The sequence below is a fragment of the Hyella patelloides LEGE 07179 genome, from assembly GCF_900659865.1.
Taxonomy (GTDB): Bacteria; Cyanobacteriota; Cyanobacteriia; order Cyanobacteriales; family Xenococcaceae; genus Hyella; species Hyella patelloides.
Genome location: NZ_LR213940.1, coordinates 1 through 14613, shown reverse-complemented (window position 1 = coordinate 14613; position 14613 = coordinate 1). Strand labels below are relative to the sequence as shown.

The 14613-nt window shown below is 37.4% G+C and carries 14 protein-coding genes; 4 read left to right on the top strand and 10 right to left on the bottom strand.

Annotation, left to right across the window (positions count from 1 at the left end):
* The first annotated feature begins 121 nt into the window (after positions 1-121).
* Positions 122-298: a hypothetical protein gene (locus tag H1P_RS36375; RefSeq protein ID WP_186376084.1), complete on the top strand. Its 177-nt coding sequence runs from the start codon at positions 122-124 to the stop codon at positions 296-298.
* A 219-nt stretch (positions 299-517) separates the two neighbouring features.
* On the opposite strand, the gene H1P_RS22350 is transcribed toward H1P_RS36375, so the two are convergent.
* Positions 518-1432: a class I SAM-dependent methyltransferase gene (locus H1P_RS22350; RefSeq protein ID WP_144871502.1), complete on the bottom strand. Its 915-nt coding sequence runs from the start codon at positions 1430-1432 to the stop codon at positions 518-520.
* 346 nt (positions 1433-1778) lie between these two features.
* On the bottom strand, positions 1779-2567 hold the full coding sequence (locus H1P_RS22345; RefSeq protein ID WP_144871500.1) for a TIGR01548 family HAD-type hydrolase: 789 nt from the start codon (positions 2565-2567) through the stop codon (positions 1779-1781).
* Positions 2568-2641: 74 nt separating this feature from the next.
* Here H1P_RS22345 and H1P_RS22340 point away from each other — a divergent pair, with 74 nt between their 5' ends.
* Positions 2642-2944, top strand: a complete 303-nt coding sequence (locus tag H1P_RS22340; protein ID WP_144871498.1) for a 30S ribosomal protein PSRP-3 — start codon at positions 2642-2644, stop codon at positions 2942-2944.
* Between the two features lie 98 nt (positions 2945-3042).
* Here H1P_RS22340 and atpC read toward each other — a convergent pair whose 3' ends face one another.
* From atpC to H1P_RS22315, 5 genes are all read right to left on the bottom strand, one after another.
* Positions 3043-3456 carry an ATP synthase F1 subunit epsilon gene (gene atpC, locus H1P_RS22335; protein ID WP_144871497.1) on the bottom strand — a complete coding sequence of 138 codons (414 nt, stop codon included), beginning with the start codon at positions 3454-3456 and terminating at the stop codon, positions 3043-3045.
* A 243-nt stretch (positions 3457-3699) separates the two neighbouring features.
* Entirely contained in the window at positions 3700-5154 is a 1455-nt protein-coding gene (atpD, locus tag H1P_RS22330) for a F0F1 ATP synthase subunit beta (RefSeq protein WP_144871495.1), read from the bottom strand.
* A 214-nt stretch (positions 5155-5368) separates the two neighbouring features.
* The gene (locus H1P_RS22325; protein ID WP_144871493.1) at positions 5369-6274 is read right to left on the bottom strand and encodes a choice-of-anchor L domain-containing protein; all 906 of its coding nucleotides are present in this window, start codon (positions 6272-6274) and stop codon (positions 5369-5371) included.
* 1229 nt (positions 6275-7503) lie between these two features.
* Positions 7504-8292, bottom strand: a complete 789-nt coding sequence (locus H1P_RS22320) for a hypothetical protein (protein ID WP_144871491.1) — start codon at positions 8290-8292, stop codon at positions 7504-7506.
* Positions 8293-8940: 648 nt separating this feature from the next.
* On the bottom strand, positions 8941-9723 hold the full coding sequence (locus H1P_RS22315; protein ID WP_144871489.1) for a PD-(D/E)XK nuclease family protein: 783 nt from the start codon (positions 9721-9723) through the stop codon (positions 8941-8943).
* A gap of 263 nt (positions 9724-9986) precedes the next feature.
* On the opposite strand from H1P_RS22315, the gene mnmA reads away from it, so the two are divergent.
* On the top strand, positions 9987-11039 hold the full coding sequence (gene mnmA / locus H1P_RS22310; RefSeq protein ID WP_144871487.1) for a tRNA 2-thiouridine(34) synthase MnmA: 1053 nt from the start codon (positions 9987-9989) through the stop codon (positions 11037-11039).
* Positions 11040-11305: 266 nt separating this feature from the next.
* A complete protein-coding gene (locus tag H1P_RS22305) occupies positions 11306-11683 on the top strand; it encodes a hypothetical protein (RefSeq protein WP_144871485.1) in 378 nt (125 codons plus the stop codon).
* A gap of 1 nt (position 11684) precedes the next feature.
* Here H1P_RS22305 and cobT read toward each other — a convergent pair whose 3' ends face one another.
* The 3 genes from cobT to H1P_RS22290 all read right to left on the bottom strand — a co-directional run bounded on the left by cobT (position 11685) and on the right by H1P_RS22290 (position 14562).
* A complete protein-coding gene (gene cobT / locus H1P_RS22300) occupies positions 11685-12773 on the bottom strand; it encodes a nicotinate mononucleotide-dependent phosphoribosyltransferase CobT (protein ID WP_144871483.1) in 1089 nt (362 codons plus the stop codon).
* Between the two features lie 2 nt (positions 12774-12775).
* The gene (locus H1P_RS22295; protein WP_144871481.1) at positions 12776-13540 is read right to left on the bottom strand and encodes a DUF2232 domain-containing protein; all 765 of its coding nucleotides are present in this window, start codon (positions 13538-13540) and stop codon (positions 12776-12778) included.
* 314 nt (positions 13541-13854) lie between these two features.
* Positions 13855-14562 carry a cyclic nucleotide-binding domain-containing protein gene (locus H1P_RS22290; RefSeq protein WP_144871504.1) on the bottom strand — a complete coding sequence of 236 codons (708 nt, stop codon included), beginning with the start codon at positions 14560-14562 and terminating at the stop codon, positions 13855-13857.
* Positions 14563-14613: the final 51 nt, after the last annotated feature.

The window sequence follows — 14613 nt, the reverse complement described above, 5'->3', positions numbered from 1 at the left end:
TGAGGATTTTATCCACCCTCCACATCTATAATTTCATAATTTAACCAAAAATTATCCCTCATTAATCTTAGTTATCTGTCAAAGATAGAGAACTAAATCCCTATTTTTGCCAAAATGAGAATTGCTGGATAGCGAGATCTCTCATACTACAGAAAATGTCGATCTGCTTTTGATTGAAGGTAGCGGTAGCTTTAGTGCTAATGCTATCGATCCTCTGTTATCCGATACTGCTTTGGGTAACGAAAATAGCTTTACAAGTCAGTTTAATGATTCTTCCTGGGAAATTACGGAAGATTAAGTTTAAATTAAAAACATCAAAATATATTTTTTTTGTAGAAGAGAAATAAAAACTATTTCTCTTTTTTTTGTTCGATCAAAAATCAGCTTGAAGTCTAAATCTCGATTATAATATTCTCTTTTCAGACAATAATAGAGCAATAGGCGATAAGCAACAGCAAAATGTCTTTATTTTGGCTAATACAACCATATTTTCCAGCCTATGAGACTTTCTTAGTTTTTATTGAATCTTGGCTATGATAGTGCGGTGACGAGGGCTATTTACTGTAATTGTAGGTAGTTCAAATCCTGCCTCAGTAAAAGTTTGATTGACATCCAGTGCAAAATATTGGTCTAAATAAGGCTCAGTGCTTTTGAGCAAAGTCAAAATATAAGGAGGCATTTTTTGAAAGGTTTCTGATTGAGGATTCATATCCATAATTGCCAAATGACCGCCAGGACGTAAAATACGATTAGCCTCTTCAATTATTGCTTTCGCTGCGGTAGTAGGTAATTCGTGAAAAACTAAACAAGCAGAAACTAAATCGCAGCAATTATTAGGTAATCCTGTAGCTTCCCCTGCACGATGAAGCCAATTCGCTTTTTTAGCTAATTTGTGGGCGCGATATTGAGCTACAGCCAAAAAATAAGGAGATAAATCTACTCCTGTTAAATTAGCTTCAGGATATATTTCTTGTAGCGTTAGAGTACTCATCCCGACACCGCAACCAAGATCCGCAATATCTTGAGGTACGCTTGCTATCTGTTTTCGTAATACTTTGTGATAACTTTCTCTCAGTCGAGAGTCTCCTTTAGTTCCTGCATCTTCCCAAATTTTGGCATGAACAGCATAAGCAGCCGATTCTACTTCCCACGCTGCTAACCAACTCAGGTTACCAGATTCATAAGCGTGAAAAGAATTAAGATAATATTCTGGATATTGAAGCTGTTTATTTTCTATGGCGTTAAATTCTGCTTTCCAATTGCGCTGACTAAGCTTACTTACGTTGTCTCGCCAAGAAACCCCTAAATCTTCTGCACGATCGATCATCATTTTGCGTGCTTTACTTTTGGCAAAGTTTGCTAAAGGAGAAATGCTTAAAACGGTATTAACTAATCTTGAAGCTAATCCGACGTTTGTAGTATTTGCGGTCATGGAATGATTTGATTTTATAAAATTTTGAGCAATAGTTTTCCTAAGCTTATAGTAACCCGATCGCTAAACCTTTAATAACTAAACTTAACAATCAAAAATGTCGAATAATACTTCTCAATTAACAATTATTTTTTAAAGAGTAAGAAATTAATATGTTATGGCTATCGCAAATTAATGGCTGCCTTTAGCCTCGATCCGTTCACCTTTTACTTAATCGTACATATCAATAAATAGGCTTATCTGATAACTATTAAAATCTAGAATTATTTCATAAATTGACGAATTATTTATGATTGCTATAGCTTGTCTATTCGCTTATCCAAAATAAACCTACCCTGGACGAGATTTATAGCAAGCTAGTGATTAAATCATAATTTAATTTTTCTACATTATTTAACACTATTGCTGCTCCAGAATTCTTAAGCTTTTCTTGATATTTTTCTTGTTGCTCAAGATTATTTTGTGCATGAGGTGGTAACACACCTACGCCAATCCAATTAGTATTTGGTTGTTCTTGGCTCGCAGCGATTACTGTTTGCATATCCGCTACTGTATCACCAACATAAATTACAGAAACTTGACTATTATCTCCTTGTAAAATTTGTCTTACGACATCAAATAAACCTGTGGGATTTGGTTTACCTGGAGCATCTTTCATTGCTACTAAAATCGGTTTTTGTAAGCCTAAACGTTGTTTTAAGATATATTCTGCTGAACCTCTAGTAGCACCACTAAAAAAACCCCAACCAATATTATTTTGACTGAGATGTTCCAAATATTTTGCTGACATTAATAAAGGTTCGTTAGTGATATAACCATCAAAATTGTGGGGATCGCTTCCTCTGTAACGTCCTTGAAAAAAATCAACAATCTTTTCGTAACCAATACTAATTGCCTCTCTAGCTTTTCCTTGGGATTCTTGATACCGATAGATCAACTCTTGGGAAGCTTCCCAATCATTGTTCCAAATACCTTCAGATTTTAGCTCGTCAATATTTTCCATTGTGGGGCGAAAAGAACCATCAGTAAACTGTTCTACTGTGTCCGCGATCGCTCTACGATAGGATCCGCCAACATCTCTGACTACTCCATCAATATCAAAAACTACGATTGCTTGTAATTGTTCGGTTTTCATAACGGCAGTTTGATATAATGGCAAATGGACAAAAAATATTAACAATAATTATATAGATTAAGTTGGAGGCGTAATTGGAGTCTAGATTTACACTTAAAGTTCTTTGGTTAGACAAAGATGTAGCGATCGCAGTCGATCAGGTAGTGGGTAAAGGAACAAGCCCCCTTACTGCATATTTCTTTTGGCCTCGCAACAATGCTTGGGAAGAACTCAAAGATGAGCTAGAAGCAAAACACTGGATTGATGAAGCTGAAAGAATCGAAGTTCTCAACAAAGCAACCGAAGTAATTAACTTTTGGCAAGAACATGGCAAGAGAACCAGTATGTTACAGGCTCAAACCAAGTTTCCTGAAGTTGTGTTCACTGGAACTAACTAAAGAGTCATTACCAATCAATGTTGGTATGTCAGTTTTTAAGCTTAATAGTTGTATAGGGCAGAGAATTGTCAATCGTCTCTGCCCTATTTTATATCTGCTTAGGATGCCATGCCTCCAGCAGCTTGAAAACGCGCTCTTGCTTTTTTTAAAGCTTGAGTTGCACGGGTTTTTGCTAGTTTGTCATCACTTTTGTCTGCTGCATCAAAATTGCTTTGTGCAGATTCGTATTCAGAGCGAGCAGCTTCAAGATCGATCTTTTCTCCCATCTCCGCGTTGTTAACTAGAACTTTTACTTCGTTGTTATCAACTTCGGCAAAGCCACCAGCCAAGGCGATCGCCTTCCACTCTTTATCAGGGCGAACTCTCATAACACCGATTTCTAAAGCTGTTAGCAAAGGTGCGTGACCGCTCAGAATACCTAATTGTCCAGTGGTACTAGGCAGTACGACTTCCTCTATGGAATCGTCCCAAACAGTCTTATCTGGGGTAATTACTTTTAAATTTAATGCCATCTTTTCAGTTATCAATTATCCATTAGCAATTAGCAATTAGCAGTTATCAGTTATCAGTGACTCTAATAATGATGGCTCTGTTACTTGAATTAATTTTTTTAAATTCAAAAGTGCAAATACTGATTGACTTGGCTCGTCACAATATTTGTCATTAAAACTGTTCACTCTTCGAGAAGTGCGCGTTCCTTAGCTGATGAAGCATCGTGCTGAGGTCGCACTTCTGATAACTGTTCACTTCACTGTTTAAGTAGAAGCTTTGATTTTTTCAGCTTTAGCTTTAGCTTCTTCGATATCTCCTACAAGATAGAAAGCTTGCTCAGGAAGATCATCAAGCTCACCATTAAGGATCATTTGGAACCCTTTAATAGTATCTGCAAGAGTTACGTATTTACCAGGTGCACCTGTAAATACTTCAGCCACGAAGAAAGGCTGAGATAAGAAACGCTCAATTTTACGAGCACGGTCTACAGTGATACGATCTTCTTCAGAAAGCTCGTCTAGACCCAAGATGGCAATAATATCTTGTAATTCTTTATAGCGTTGTAAAGTAGACTGTACTGCACGAGCAGTGTTGTAATGTTCTTTCCCTACAATGCTAGGCTGCAACATGGTGCTAGTAGAATCTAGAGGGTCTACCGCAGGATAAATACCTTTGGAAGCCAAACCACGAGATAGTACTGTAGTGCCATCTAAGTGAGCAAAAGTAGTTGCAGGCGCGGGATCAGTCAAATCATCCGCAGGAACATATACTGCTTGAATAGAAGTAATAGAGCCTTCTTTTGTCGAAGTAATACGTTCTTGTAAGTCACCAACATCAGTACCAAGAGTGGGCTGATAACCTACCGCAGAAGGCATCCGCCCTAAAAGTGCAGATACCTCAGAACCAGCCTGTACGAAACGAAAGATGTTATCGATAAATAGCAGTACATCTTGCTTATTCACATCACGGAAGTATTCCGCCATAGTCAACGCAGACAAACCAACACGCATTCTTGCTCCAGGTGGTTCGTTCATTTGACCATAGACCAGAGCAATTTTGGAGTTTTCGGGGTTATCGGCATCGATTACTTTAGATTCGATCATTTCATTGTAGAGGTCATTACCTTCACGGGTACGTTCCCCTACACCACCGAATACAGATACACCGCCGTGCTGAATTGCGATGTTGTTGATTAATTCCATCATAATAACGGTCTTACCAACTCCCGCACCGCCAAACAGACCGATTTTTCCGCCCTGACGGTAAGGTGTTAGCAAGTCAACAACTTTAATACCTGTTTCAAATACTTTGGGCTTGGTTGACAGTTCAGTTAACTTGGGTGCTGGTCTGTGAATAGGAGAGGTTTCATCAGTGCCAACTGGACCTGCATTGTCCACAGTTTCACCGAGAACGTTAAAAATTCTACCTAGAGTAGCTTTACCAACGGGAACACTAATGGGTGCGCCAGTATCAGTAACATCCATACCTCGGATCAAACCATCCGTGCTACTCATTGCAACAGCACGAACCTGGTTGTCACCAAGTAGTTGTTGTACTTCACAGGTGACGGCTACATCTTGTCCTGCTGAGTTTCTACCTGCTACTTTTAAGGCATTATAAATGCGAGGCATTTTACCAGCAGTAAATTCGGCATCGATAACGGGACCGATAACTTGAGTGATTTTTCCGACGTTTGTTTTATCTGTTGTGGCTACCATGCTTTAGGTCTACTTGGTGATTAGATTAGATATTTAATATGGCAGAGTAAATCTTAATAAGTTCTAAAATTTGCCACCTTATAGATTATCACTTTATTGATTCATCTGGAAATTGCTCGATCTCAAATACAAATTTAATGACAATAAATAAAAAAAGCCCACCAAGGCGAGCGATATTAATGATGGGAAATTAACTTTTTGAGACTACAAGGGATTATTTTTGAGAACCCATCTTGCATTTGAAGACAGAGCTACTAACAACTAAACCCACGGCTAACAGACTTAATAGAGAATCTGATTCGGGAGTTTTTACGGGATCTTTGACATCAGCAAAACTCTTAGCTGCAATAAAAAATGCGGAGTCTATGCGACTATCTCCAACATCAGCAACAGCTAATTTAATAGTATGTGTTCCTGGGGATAATCCTAAAGCTTGAGCAGTGAAAACATTGGTAAAGCCATCATACTCAATATCAAAGAAAGGACCACCATCGTTAGTATCATTGTTATTATAGAATCGGGCGTTCTGAGCATTAGTGCCTAATGGATTACCACCATTAACATTGTTCGTAGAAACTGGAGTTGTTGTTCCAGGGATTAAAGCAATATTTTCTCCATCGAGGAAGAATCCCAAAACGTCAATGAAATTGCTATTGGCAAATTCATTATAGTCTTCAGAGGCGAATACGAAATCGAAGAATAGGTCTCCGCCTTCAGATTCAAATTCAAATTCGAGGATACTGGCATCATTACTAGAAAGTCCACTTCCTATTAGTAAAGAATTTAAGTCTGAATCTCCAGCAGTACCATTCTCAGTAGTTGTCAAATCACTACTATTGGGACCAACTGCACTACTAGCTTGACCGCTAGTTAAAATAATTCCTTCTTCTATACCTATAGATGAGGCTGCATCACTAAAGAAACCCGCAGCACCATCTGCACCAGTGTAGATAATAGAACCTGGAGTAACTGTAATACCTTGTCCTAAGATAGAGTTTGTTAAAGCAGTACCGTCATTAGTAGGAGTAATAGTAAGAGCATTAGCATTGCCAGCTAGACCAACTGTCAAACTAATTCCCAAAATAGAAGCTTGGGAGACATAACGTAGTAAATTTTTCATAACCTTAGTTGTCACTGCTTTGTGTTATTTTTTAGAGTCAAAAAACCTGATTTTTTTCCCCAATACCATTTCCTAATAACTAGATTAATTAAAAGTATGTATCTATACACAAGACATCAGACTTGTCCTGGTTTTTAATTACATATTTTTGAGGTTCTCGTTACTTTTCATGATAGGTATAAAGTGGTTTTCTGCTAGTTAATAATATGACCGATCCGTATTTACTCGACAACAGAATTATTACGGATAAAATATTTTATTTGATTTAATTACATGTTTTAGATAATTCCGTAGTCTTACTCATGCCATATTTTTATTTAATGTTGTACTTAGCTTTAACAAAATACCCAAAACTCTCCAAATTTATACTGAATCTTGAAACTTTTTTTTAGTCATCTTTAGGTATGATTTATGGTAAATTTTAGATTCGTAAGATATTAATAGCAACTTAGTCAAAAACCTCAAATCTTTCTCTTTCAGTACTTATTGTCTGTTGTCTAATTTTCACGGAGTTTACTTTACTTAACCAAGCAATATTAAATAAATACGCGAGTATAAATACGATAAGTATAAACACTTCAACATCGGTTCTTAGTCATTCGTCTTAGGTTAATTTCATGAACCATTTGAGATTTGAGGCTGCTCTATATTGCAATACCAGTAAAAGCTGATATATGTTTGATTTTTTATATTAAATCCGATTGGCAAAAATAATCTCAAACTTGGTGGTAATTTTAAATTTTCCTGTTTTAAAAAGCTAAAGCAAAAAAAGTCCGTAGTTAGCCCTCAAGGACTAATTTATTGAGACGCTTAGCGGGACTTAGACGAAAAACAGAAGAAAACAGCCTCAAATCCAGGTGGCGCAAGGGATATACGTCAAACGCCAAAAAATCGCTGAAATCCAAGTATATCAGGAAAAACGTCAAATCGAAGTAAAGCTTTTACTGTGTATAGATTTGAGGCTATTTTTGACTAAAAAATGTCTAAGTCCCGTTAGTTGAAAATCAACAACACCCAAACAAAAAAAGCCCACCGAAGTGAGCCAGAAATGATTTTAGATTGTAGGCGTTGGTGAATGCATAATGCTGAGACAAGTTTTTACTAATCTATGCTGTTATTCAAAATTATTTCAAAGCTTATAGCTTATAGCTAAGAACCGTATTATTTTGGGTGACATTACTTAAATCAGCAACGCCAGATTGTAAATTAGTTTTTTAGAATCTCAGGGATTATTTGCGAGAACCTATCTTGCGTTTGAATAGAGAACCACTACCCACTAAACCTACAGCTAACAAACCTAATAAGTTAGAAGCTTCAGGAACAACTTCAGGTGGGTTATCAGAGAATGCTACAAAATTACTAGACCAAGTACCAGGATTAAACTCGTCGGGTACTTCCCCAGGCATATCAAACAAAGCTCTAGTTTCAGCGATGCTTTTACCTGCAAAATCAACACTGAAAGTGCCTCTACCATTGGATTCATCCAAAGAACCGTCAGATAGATTGATAAATTTTCCAAAAGCACTAATAGTAACAGTTGTATCGCCACTATTAAAGCTATACTGTGGTGCACTAACTCCCTCTAGAGTGAAAGAAAATGCGTCAGGAAATTCAATGAAGTTAGGTATTGGAGTAGGTTCACCAGTGGGAGTGAAGGTGTCATCTAAACCACCAAGAGCAAGAAGTTCTTCTGCAGTTACATCTTGAATAGTACCGTTGTTACCTACGAAGGAAGCGAAGTCGTCGAAGCCATTAAACGGATTAGCATTAATTTCAACTACCGCACCAACATCGCCTCCAGTGGGGGGGGTAAAATCGAAATCAGTCAAGGGATTCCCATTAGGATCGATAATACCAGTTCCAGTAAAAACTACACCAGATTCAACTCCGTCTTCACCAGGAGGATTTATCCCTACCCGACCTTGAAGAGCAGCAGCATTGGCATTTCCCGCTAATCCAACTGTCAAACTGATTGCCAAAATAGAAGCCCCTGATGCATAACATAGCAAATTTTTCATAGCATAACCTTGATTGTTAGTGTGTGATTTTTGTTTTAAAAAAACCTGTTTTATGGTTTCAAAGAAAATTTATCTATTTAATTATTTCGCTCTTTTACTAGTAAATTAAAGAAATAATAGTTTTGTAACCAAGATAATGTTCTTTCAATAACAATATGGCTTTTTACAATTGGCTCGACAACCTGATTATTGCGGATTAACGATCTAATATAGAAGGTTATTTTTTTTGGCAAAAATACTTATAATTATGATTATTTCATGTTTTTTTGACAAGAATTAAAAAATAGCCAAATTTATACTATGCCCTGAAAATACTGTATTTTGTCTTTAGGTATTAGCTTTTTTGAGTAATTGACGCAGATTATCTGGATTATTTTTGCTTCATAAACCTGATGATTACATAGGTATTTATTGAATAAAAACTAATTTTAAAATTTTAACTGCTTATAATATCTTAGTATTAAGTGAAGCTGTATAGTAGTAGATACTGAGCGAGAATTTACACTGAACCATACTAAATAGCTTGATTCTTATGATCCTAGAGAATTTAAGGTAATTAAGTTATTTTACTTACTTTTTCATAAATGTTGTTTTTTAGTGATAATTAGCTTTGGTTTCAGTAATGATTAATAAAAAATTTAGTAATTTTTAAAGAGGAATTTCTGAAATATCTTGAATATCATGTAGTAAGTGATCTCGATCGCTGACATTATATTTTTTTGTCTTATTACTAATATTAGCGACTAATAATTCTTGATAGTAAGGACAGTTTGATTCACAGTTATTACGATGAGGAAAACTATGGCGATCTTTAGAGGACAACCAATTATCGAGATTAGTTAGTAACTCAGTTAAATCTTGCTCAGTTTTCTGATGCTGTTCTTGACTATAAGAAAAGGTATGACTCTGGGTTTTTTTCGGTAGTTTAACAAACCAGTAAGTCATGGATATTTGTTCTGGAGAATAATCTGAAGTTTCCGCTAGTACATAGAGATAAAGTCGAGTTTGCCAATTGCGAGCCAGTTTAGCTCTCTTCTCTGGTTTGAGATAGGTTTTCCAGTCAATAATTTTGGCTTGCTCTTCTTCTGCAATTAAAAGATCGTAAATTACAGTTAAGAGATAATTGCCAAAACTAAGTGTACGAGAATGTTCGGCTTCTCTTTTTTGTTGGCTGTTATTGGTTAAAAGTTCTGGTGCTGCTTGAACAAGTGCTTTTAAAGAGCGATCTAACTCTGTATCTTCTTCTAATAAGGATGTAATGGATAATCCTAACTCTCTTTGTTGCATTAACAAATGGAAGCGACTACCCCAGGTTTGTCGTTCTTCTGTTTCGGGGTTGGGTAAAGAGCTTGCTAGAGTGAGATAGGATTGTTGGAATTTTGGGGGACAAGTTTCTAGGAGATTGAGGTGTCCTTGAGAAAGACGAAGCATATTGAGGAAGGATGAAGGATGAAGGATGAGGGATGAGCCACTAACTACTAATTACTTAGGATCGCGAACTAAATAACTTACAGATTAGGTATGGTGTTGTTAGCGTCAGCGTAACGCACCAATATTTTAATTTTGGATTTTATTAAATTCTCATTCCTTAACTACTAATAACAAAAATTGAATTGTTATAATCAAGTGTGCCAATTTACTATAAAAATAAGAGACTCTATATTTCTTAGAAGTTAATATTCTTTTTTTGTTTCATGAATAAGGTCGTTGTAGGCTTGTCTGGTGGCGTTGATAGTTCTGTTGCTGCTGCTGTATTGCATCATCAAGGTTATAAAGTGGAAGGACTTACTCTTTGGCTAATGAAGGGTAAAGGACAGTGCTGCTCTGAAGGAATGGTGGATGCAGCTAAAATTTGCGAGCAGTTGGAAATTCCTTACCACATAGTAGATAGTCGCGATCTTTTTCAAGAAAATATTGTGGACTATTTAGTATCTGGTTACGAACAAGGAATTACTCCTTTACCTTGTTCCCAGTGTAATCGAGCAGTTAAGTTTGCTCCGATGTTGCAATATGCTCAAAAAGAATTAGGGATCGATAAAATCGCTACAGGACATTATGCAAGAATTCGTTATGATAAAGCAAGCGATCGCTATCAGCTATTAAGAGCGGTAGACCGTCATAAAGATCAGTCTTATTTTCTCTATGACTTGACTCAAGAATTGCTAGCAGGGACAATTTTTCCTTTAGGAAATACTACTAAAAACGAAACTAGACGGATTGCTGCTGAATTTAATCTTTCCACCGCAAATAAACCAGAAAGTCAAGATTTATGTCTCGTAGAATCTCATGGCTCAATGCGAGATTTTCTAGATAAATATATCAATCGCCAAGAAGGAGATGTTGTTGATTTAGAAGGCAATATTTTAGGAAAACATCAAGGAATTCATCACTACACAATTGGACAAAGAAAAGGCTTAGGAATTGCAGCAGCACAGCCTTTGTATGTAGTTAAATTAGATGCGGTGATGAATCGCGTAATTGTTGGCGATCGCACTTCAGGAAGTTGTTCCGAATGCACTGTAAAAAGGATTAATTGGGTTTCTATTGCTCAACCAAAAACCCCCATTCGAGCATCAGTTCAAGTACGTTACAGGTCTAAACCTGTGGGAGTTAATGTAATTCCTTTAGAAGACAGCAGAATTCGTCTAGTATTTGATGAACCTCAATTTGGCATTACTCCTGGTCAAGCAGCCGTTTGGTACGATGATGATGTTTTATTAGCTGGTGGCATTATTGAAAAAGAATAGTTATTAGGACTTTTCTCGATCCCCAAATATAATAAAAAAAACTTATTCATCTGCTTTATTTGATAAGGACTAATTGATGCCTATTTCTGACACTTCTTGTTTTAAAGCTGACTGGGAATTTATAACTAAAAGTTACTTAGTATATCGCTTTAATTACAATCAGTTTACATTTAGATGCAATTGTTAAATGAATCAGGAATAGTTGGGACTTTTTTGGCTAATGATTCTAGGATTAGTTCAGAATCTCATCATGGGCATAATATTTTATGGATACATTACAGATACAGATTAAAGAGCTTGAGGGTAAAATGAATCGTCTTTACCAATTAGTAGAGAGAATTGGCGAGCGAGTTGAAACCTTATCTGAAAATAAGTCACCAGTCCCTAACGCCTATTCACTATCTTCCTTTGACCAATATCAAAGCCAGAAAAATTCGGAAGGTAAAGACGCTGCATACTCTCTATCCCATCACAAAGACATCTTGGTTGACGAAACTAGCAGTAACATCAATAGTATTTCGGGAAGCGAACGCGAATTGTCTCCAGAAATTCAAATTCGCCGTTTAACAGCGCAATTAACTGCTGCTTATAACCGAATTGCTGCTTTAGAAGAACAACTTCTAACCTATAGAATCAAATCTTAATTTACGGGTATTGGGCAAACAAATTTTCGATGATATTTAGCACTTGAATGGAAGTCTTACCTTTTGCCAGGTGAGCGTAAATCGCACAACCTCCAGCACCCACTCCTTCTTTGACATATCCTGCTTCGTAAGCACGAAAACTAGGATACTTGGAGGTAGCAAAGTTAAGCCCGGTAGCTAAAAGGGAGACTCCTCCAATTTTTTGAGCAAGTTTAATGGTATCTCCTGTAGAATCTTCTGCTACCCAACGAGTCGTACCCACAACTATTTGTTCTATTTCAGCGGCAAGGGGAGTGTAATTAATAATCTGTTTAATCAGAGCATAAACTGCTAACATTTGAGTCCCTCCTGCTAACAGTACTCCCCCATGGCGACTCGCCGTAATTGCCATTCCCGCAGCCACAATTTGCATCGGATCGCCTACCGCAGCGACAACATCAAAAGGATCGACGCTTGAGAGATTATTTAATCCTGATTTTTGCAAACCCTGTTGTACAATCAACCACTTTTGCTCGTGATTACAACACGGATGACTGCTATTAACCATTCCTGAAGCATTAACTCCTAAACCAGACAAGACAGCTAAAGCGGTAGTTGTTCCTCCTACCACACATTCCCCAATAATCAGATAATCTGTGGTTACTGCTAATTTTGCGCCCCATTTCATACCCTGCTGAAATAGATGTTTAACGATTTCTTTGTTCATAGCGCGACCAGAAGAAACACAGTTGGCAGCCATTCCTTGCAAATCGATCGCTTCTACTGTGGGAGGATGCAGTAAACCTGCATTAAAAATGTCTGTGGGTAACTGGCACGATTCTGCGATCGCTCTTGTTATAAAAACTGGAGATGCTCCTGTTGTGAGATGGGGTAAGGAATGTTGGGGTGTTGCTTGCACCCCTTGAACTAAAAACTCCGCATCGGCGATCGCTGTATACTCCCGATCTTGGGGAGTTGCTCCCGCAGCAGAGATACCAGGAATTAAGCCAGTAGCCGTAAAACCCAAAATACAGGCAAAGCGAGCCTGTTTTCCCTGATAGCGTCTCAACCAACTTTGACCTTGTAGTATTTGACTGTAAAGAAAAATCATTTTTAGTAATCTAACAAAGTCCTGACCCATTGAGGAGGACGAGCTATGGGGTTTCCTAAACGATCTAACAATATCAAAGCAACCAAATGAACAGCAAATAAATAAATCAAATTATTGATCAAAATCATAATCAACGCCAAAACTTGAATTAAGAAAAAGTCTGGTTGAGCTAAAATACCTAGTTTTAAAAATAACCAATCCGTTAACTGGGTAATTTGAGTGATTACGTATACCCAAAGGTCTTCTCCCAAAAGAATTGAAAATAACCAAAAGCGGAAAAACAAGCCAATACTACCAATCAAAGAGCCTAAAGTGATAGACAATAACCAATTAGTTTTACGTTGCCAACAAGCACCTAGTTGAATTCCCATCAAACCATAAGGCATCAAAAAAACAATACTACGAGTTGGTCCCATCAAAACGGATAACAGAAGCATTGCTACTAAAGCAGACATCCAAGCAGCGCGAGAGCCTCTTCTCAGATAGACTAAAGCAGTTGGTATAGGGAAAAAAAGCTTGAGCAAAGGTCCTAAAGGAAAATAATAATTAATTAGCCAAATTAGGCTAGCAGCACTAGCTAAAAAGGCAGTTTCTACCATTACTACAGTTTTTGTTTTATTCACGGGGGATTTCTTTCTAGAAGTAACTGATGGTAATTGAGAAGACACGGCAAATTTTGGATCGTCTCCATCAACCCAATTACTATTGTTTACTGTATCTAGAAAAATAGATGGCTCATTGCGGTCTTCAGATTCTTGATTAGACATAAAGTAATAACTTAATCAGATAGATTGACCAACAGTCACGTGCTGCCTTCGTCGTTGTACAACGGAGTCCCGTCAACACTCGCGCGACCGAAGGAAGTCCTTTAGGGCATATGACGGACGTTTGCCTCAGTTACCTCGGCAGGGGTGGATAGGGGAGACTTCAAACTACCAAAGAAAACTATTGGTAGCAAAATATTTAATCAAAAAAGTGAGGGGTCGTCTGGGCGGGTCTCCCGCCCAGCTTGTGAACCCCGTCTCCCCATCCCCGCGCTCGTTAAGCGGGATCGAGATAATCTGTGACTGAGAAAACTTCACTAACCGATGGCATTTTCCAAGGCTAGTATATCGGGGATTCGCAATAAATCTGCATCCCGTTCGATTAATCCTCTCTTCTCTAGTTTAGTTAATACTCTAGTAACAGTTTCCCTAGCTAATCCACTCAAGCTACTGATTTCTCTATGGGGTAGATTGGGAATTTCCATGATTCCTTCTGCTTCTCTACCTTGCCCATCTACTAAAAATAAAATAGCGTCTGCCACTCTCGAAAGACTGTTTGCCTCTCTTAACTGTAAACGACGGTTAACTTGCCGAAGTCTGCGAGCCATAATTTGTGCTAGGCAGACTCCCGCCATTGGCTCAGTAGTTATTAAATCGACAAAATCTTCTGCTGGTATTCTACCAATAGTTGTAGTGGTTAAAGTAATCGCATCAGTAGAGCGAGGCTGTTTATCTAATGCTGCCATTTCACCGAAAATCTCACCTTTGCCAATTATGTTTAAGGTTACTTCCTTCCCATCTAAGTTATAAGTGCGAATTTTAACCCAGCCTTCTAGTATGAAGTATACAGAACCTCCCCAATCGTTTTCGAGTAAAATAATTTGATTTGCTGGATGAGAAAGAGTCACAAAATGACTCAGAAATTTTTGCTGGCTTTCTGGACTCAAATCAACTACAAAAGGAATTGACCGTTTTACATATTCGATATTTATATTTTGTTCTAGATAACTATATTGCTCTTCCATAAGTGCATCTTTGACAACCATTCAGAATATATCCTTTTTATCATCAAAAAA

What these genes read in the sequence shown, in the direction of transcription:
- H1P_RS22350 (WP_144871502.1), bottom strand. Translation starts at nt 1,432, where the DNA reads ATGACCGCAAATACTACAAACGTCGGATTAGCTTCAAGATTAGTTAAT.
- H1P_RS22345 (WP_144871500.1), bottom strand. Translation starts at nt 2,567, where the DNA reads ATGAAAACCGAACAATTACAAGCAATCGTAGTTTTTGATATTGATGGA.
- atpC (WP_144871497.1), bottom strand. Translation starts at nt 3,456, where the DNA reads ATGGCATTAAATTTAAAAGTAATTACCCCAGATAAGACTGTTTGGGAC.
- atpD (WP_144871495.1), bottom strand. Translation starts at nt 5,154, where the DNA reads ATGGTAGCCACAACAGATAAAACAAACGTCGGAAAAATCACTCAAGTT.
- H1P_RS22325 (WP_144871493.1), bottom strand. Translation starts at nt 6,274, where the DNA reads ATGAAAAATTTACTACGTTATGTCTCCCAAGCTTCTATTTTGGGAATT.
- H1P_RS22320 (WP_144871491.1), bottom strand. Translation starts at nt 8,292, where the DNA reads ATGAAAAATTTGCTATGTTATGCATCAGGGGCTTCTATTTTGGCAATC.
- H1P_RS22315 (WP_144871489.1), bottom strand. Translation starts at nt 9,723, where the DNA reads ATGCTTCGTCTTTCTCAAGGACACCTCAATCTCCTAGAAACTTGTCCC.
- mnmA (WP_144871487.1), top strand. Translation starts at nt 9,987, where the DNA reads ATGAATAAGGTCGTTGTAGGCTTGTCTGGTGGCGTTGATAGTTCTGTT.
- H1P_RS22305 (WP_144871485.1), top strand. Translation starts at nt 11,306, where the DNA reads ATGGATACATTACAGATACAGATTAAAGAGCTTGAGGGTAAAATGAAT.
- cobT (WP_144871483.1), bottom strand. Translation starts at nt 12,773, where the DNA reads ATGATTTTTCTTTACAGTCAAATACTACAAGGTCAAAGTTGGTTGAGA.
- H1P_RS22295 (WP_144871481.1), bottom strand. Translation starts at nt 13,540, where the DNA reads ATGTCTAATCAAGAATCTGAAGACCGCAATGAGCCATCTATTTTTCTA.
- H1P_RS22290 (WP_144871504.1), bottom strand. Translation starts at nt 14,562, where the DNA reads ATGGAAGAGCAATATAGTTATCTAGAACAAAATATAAATATCGAATAT.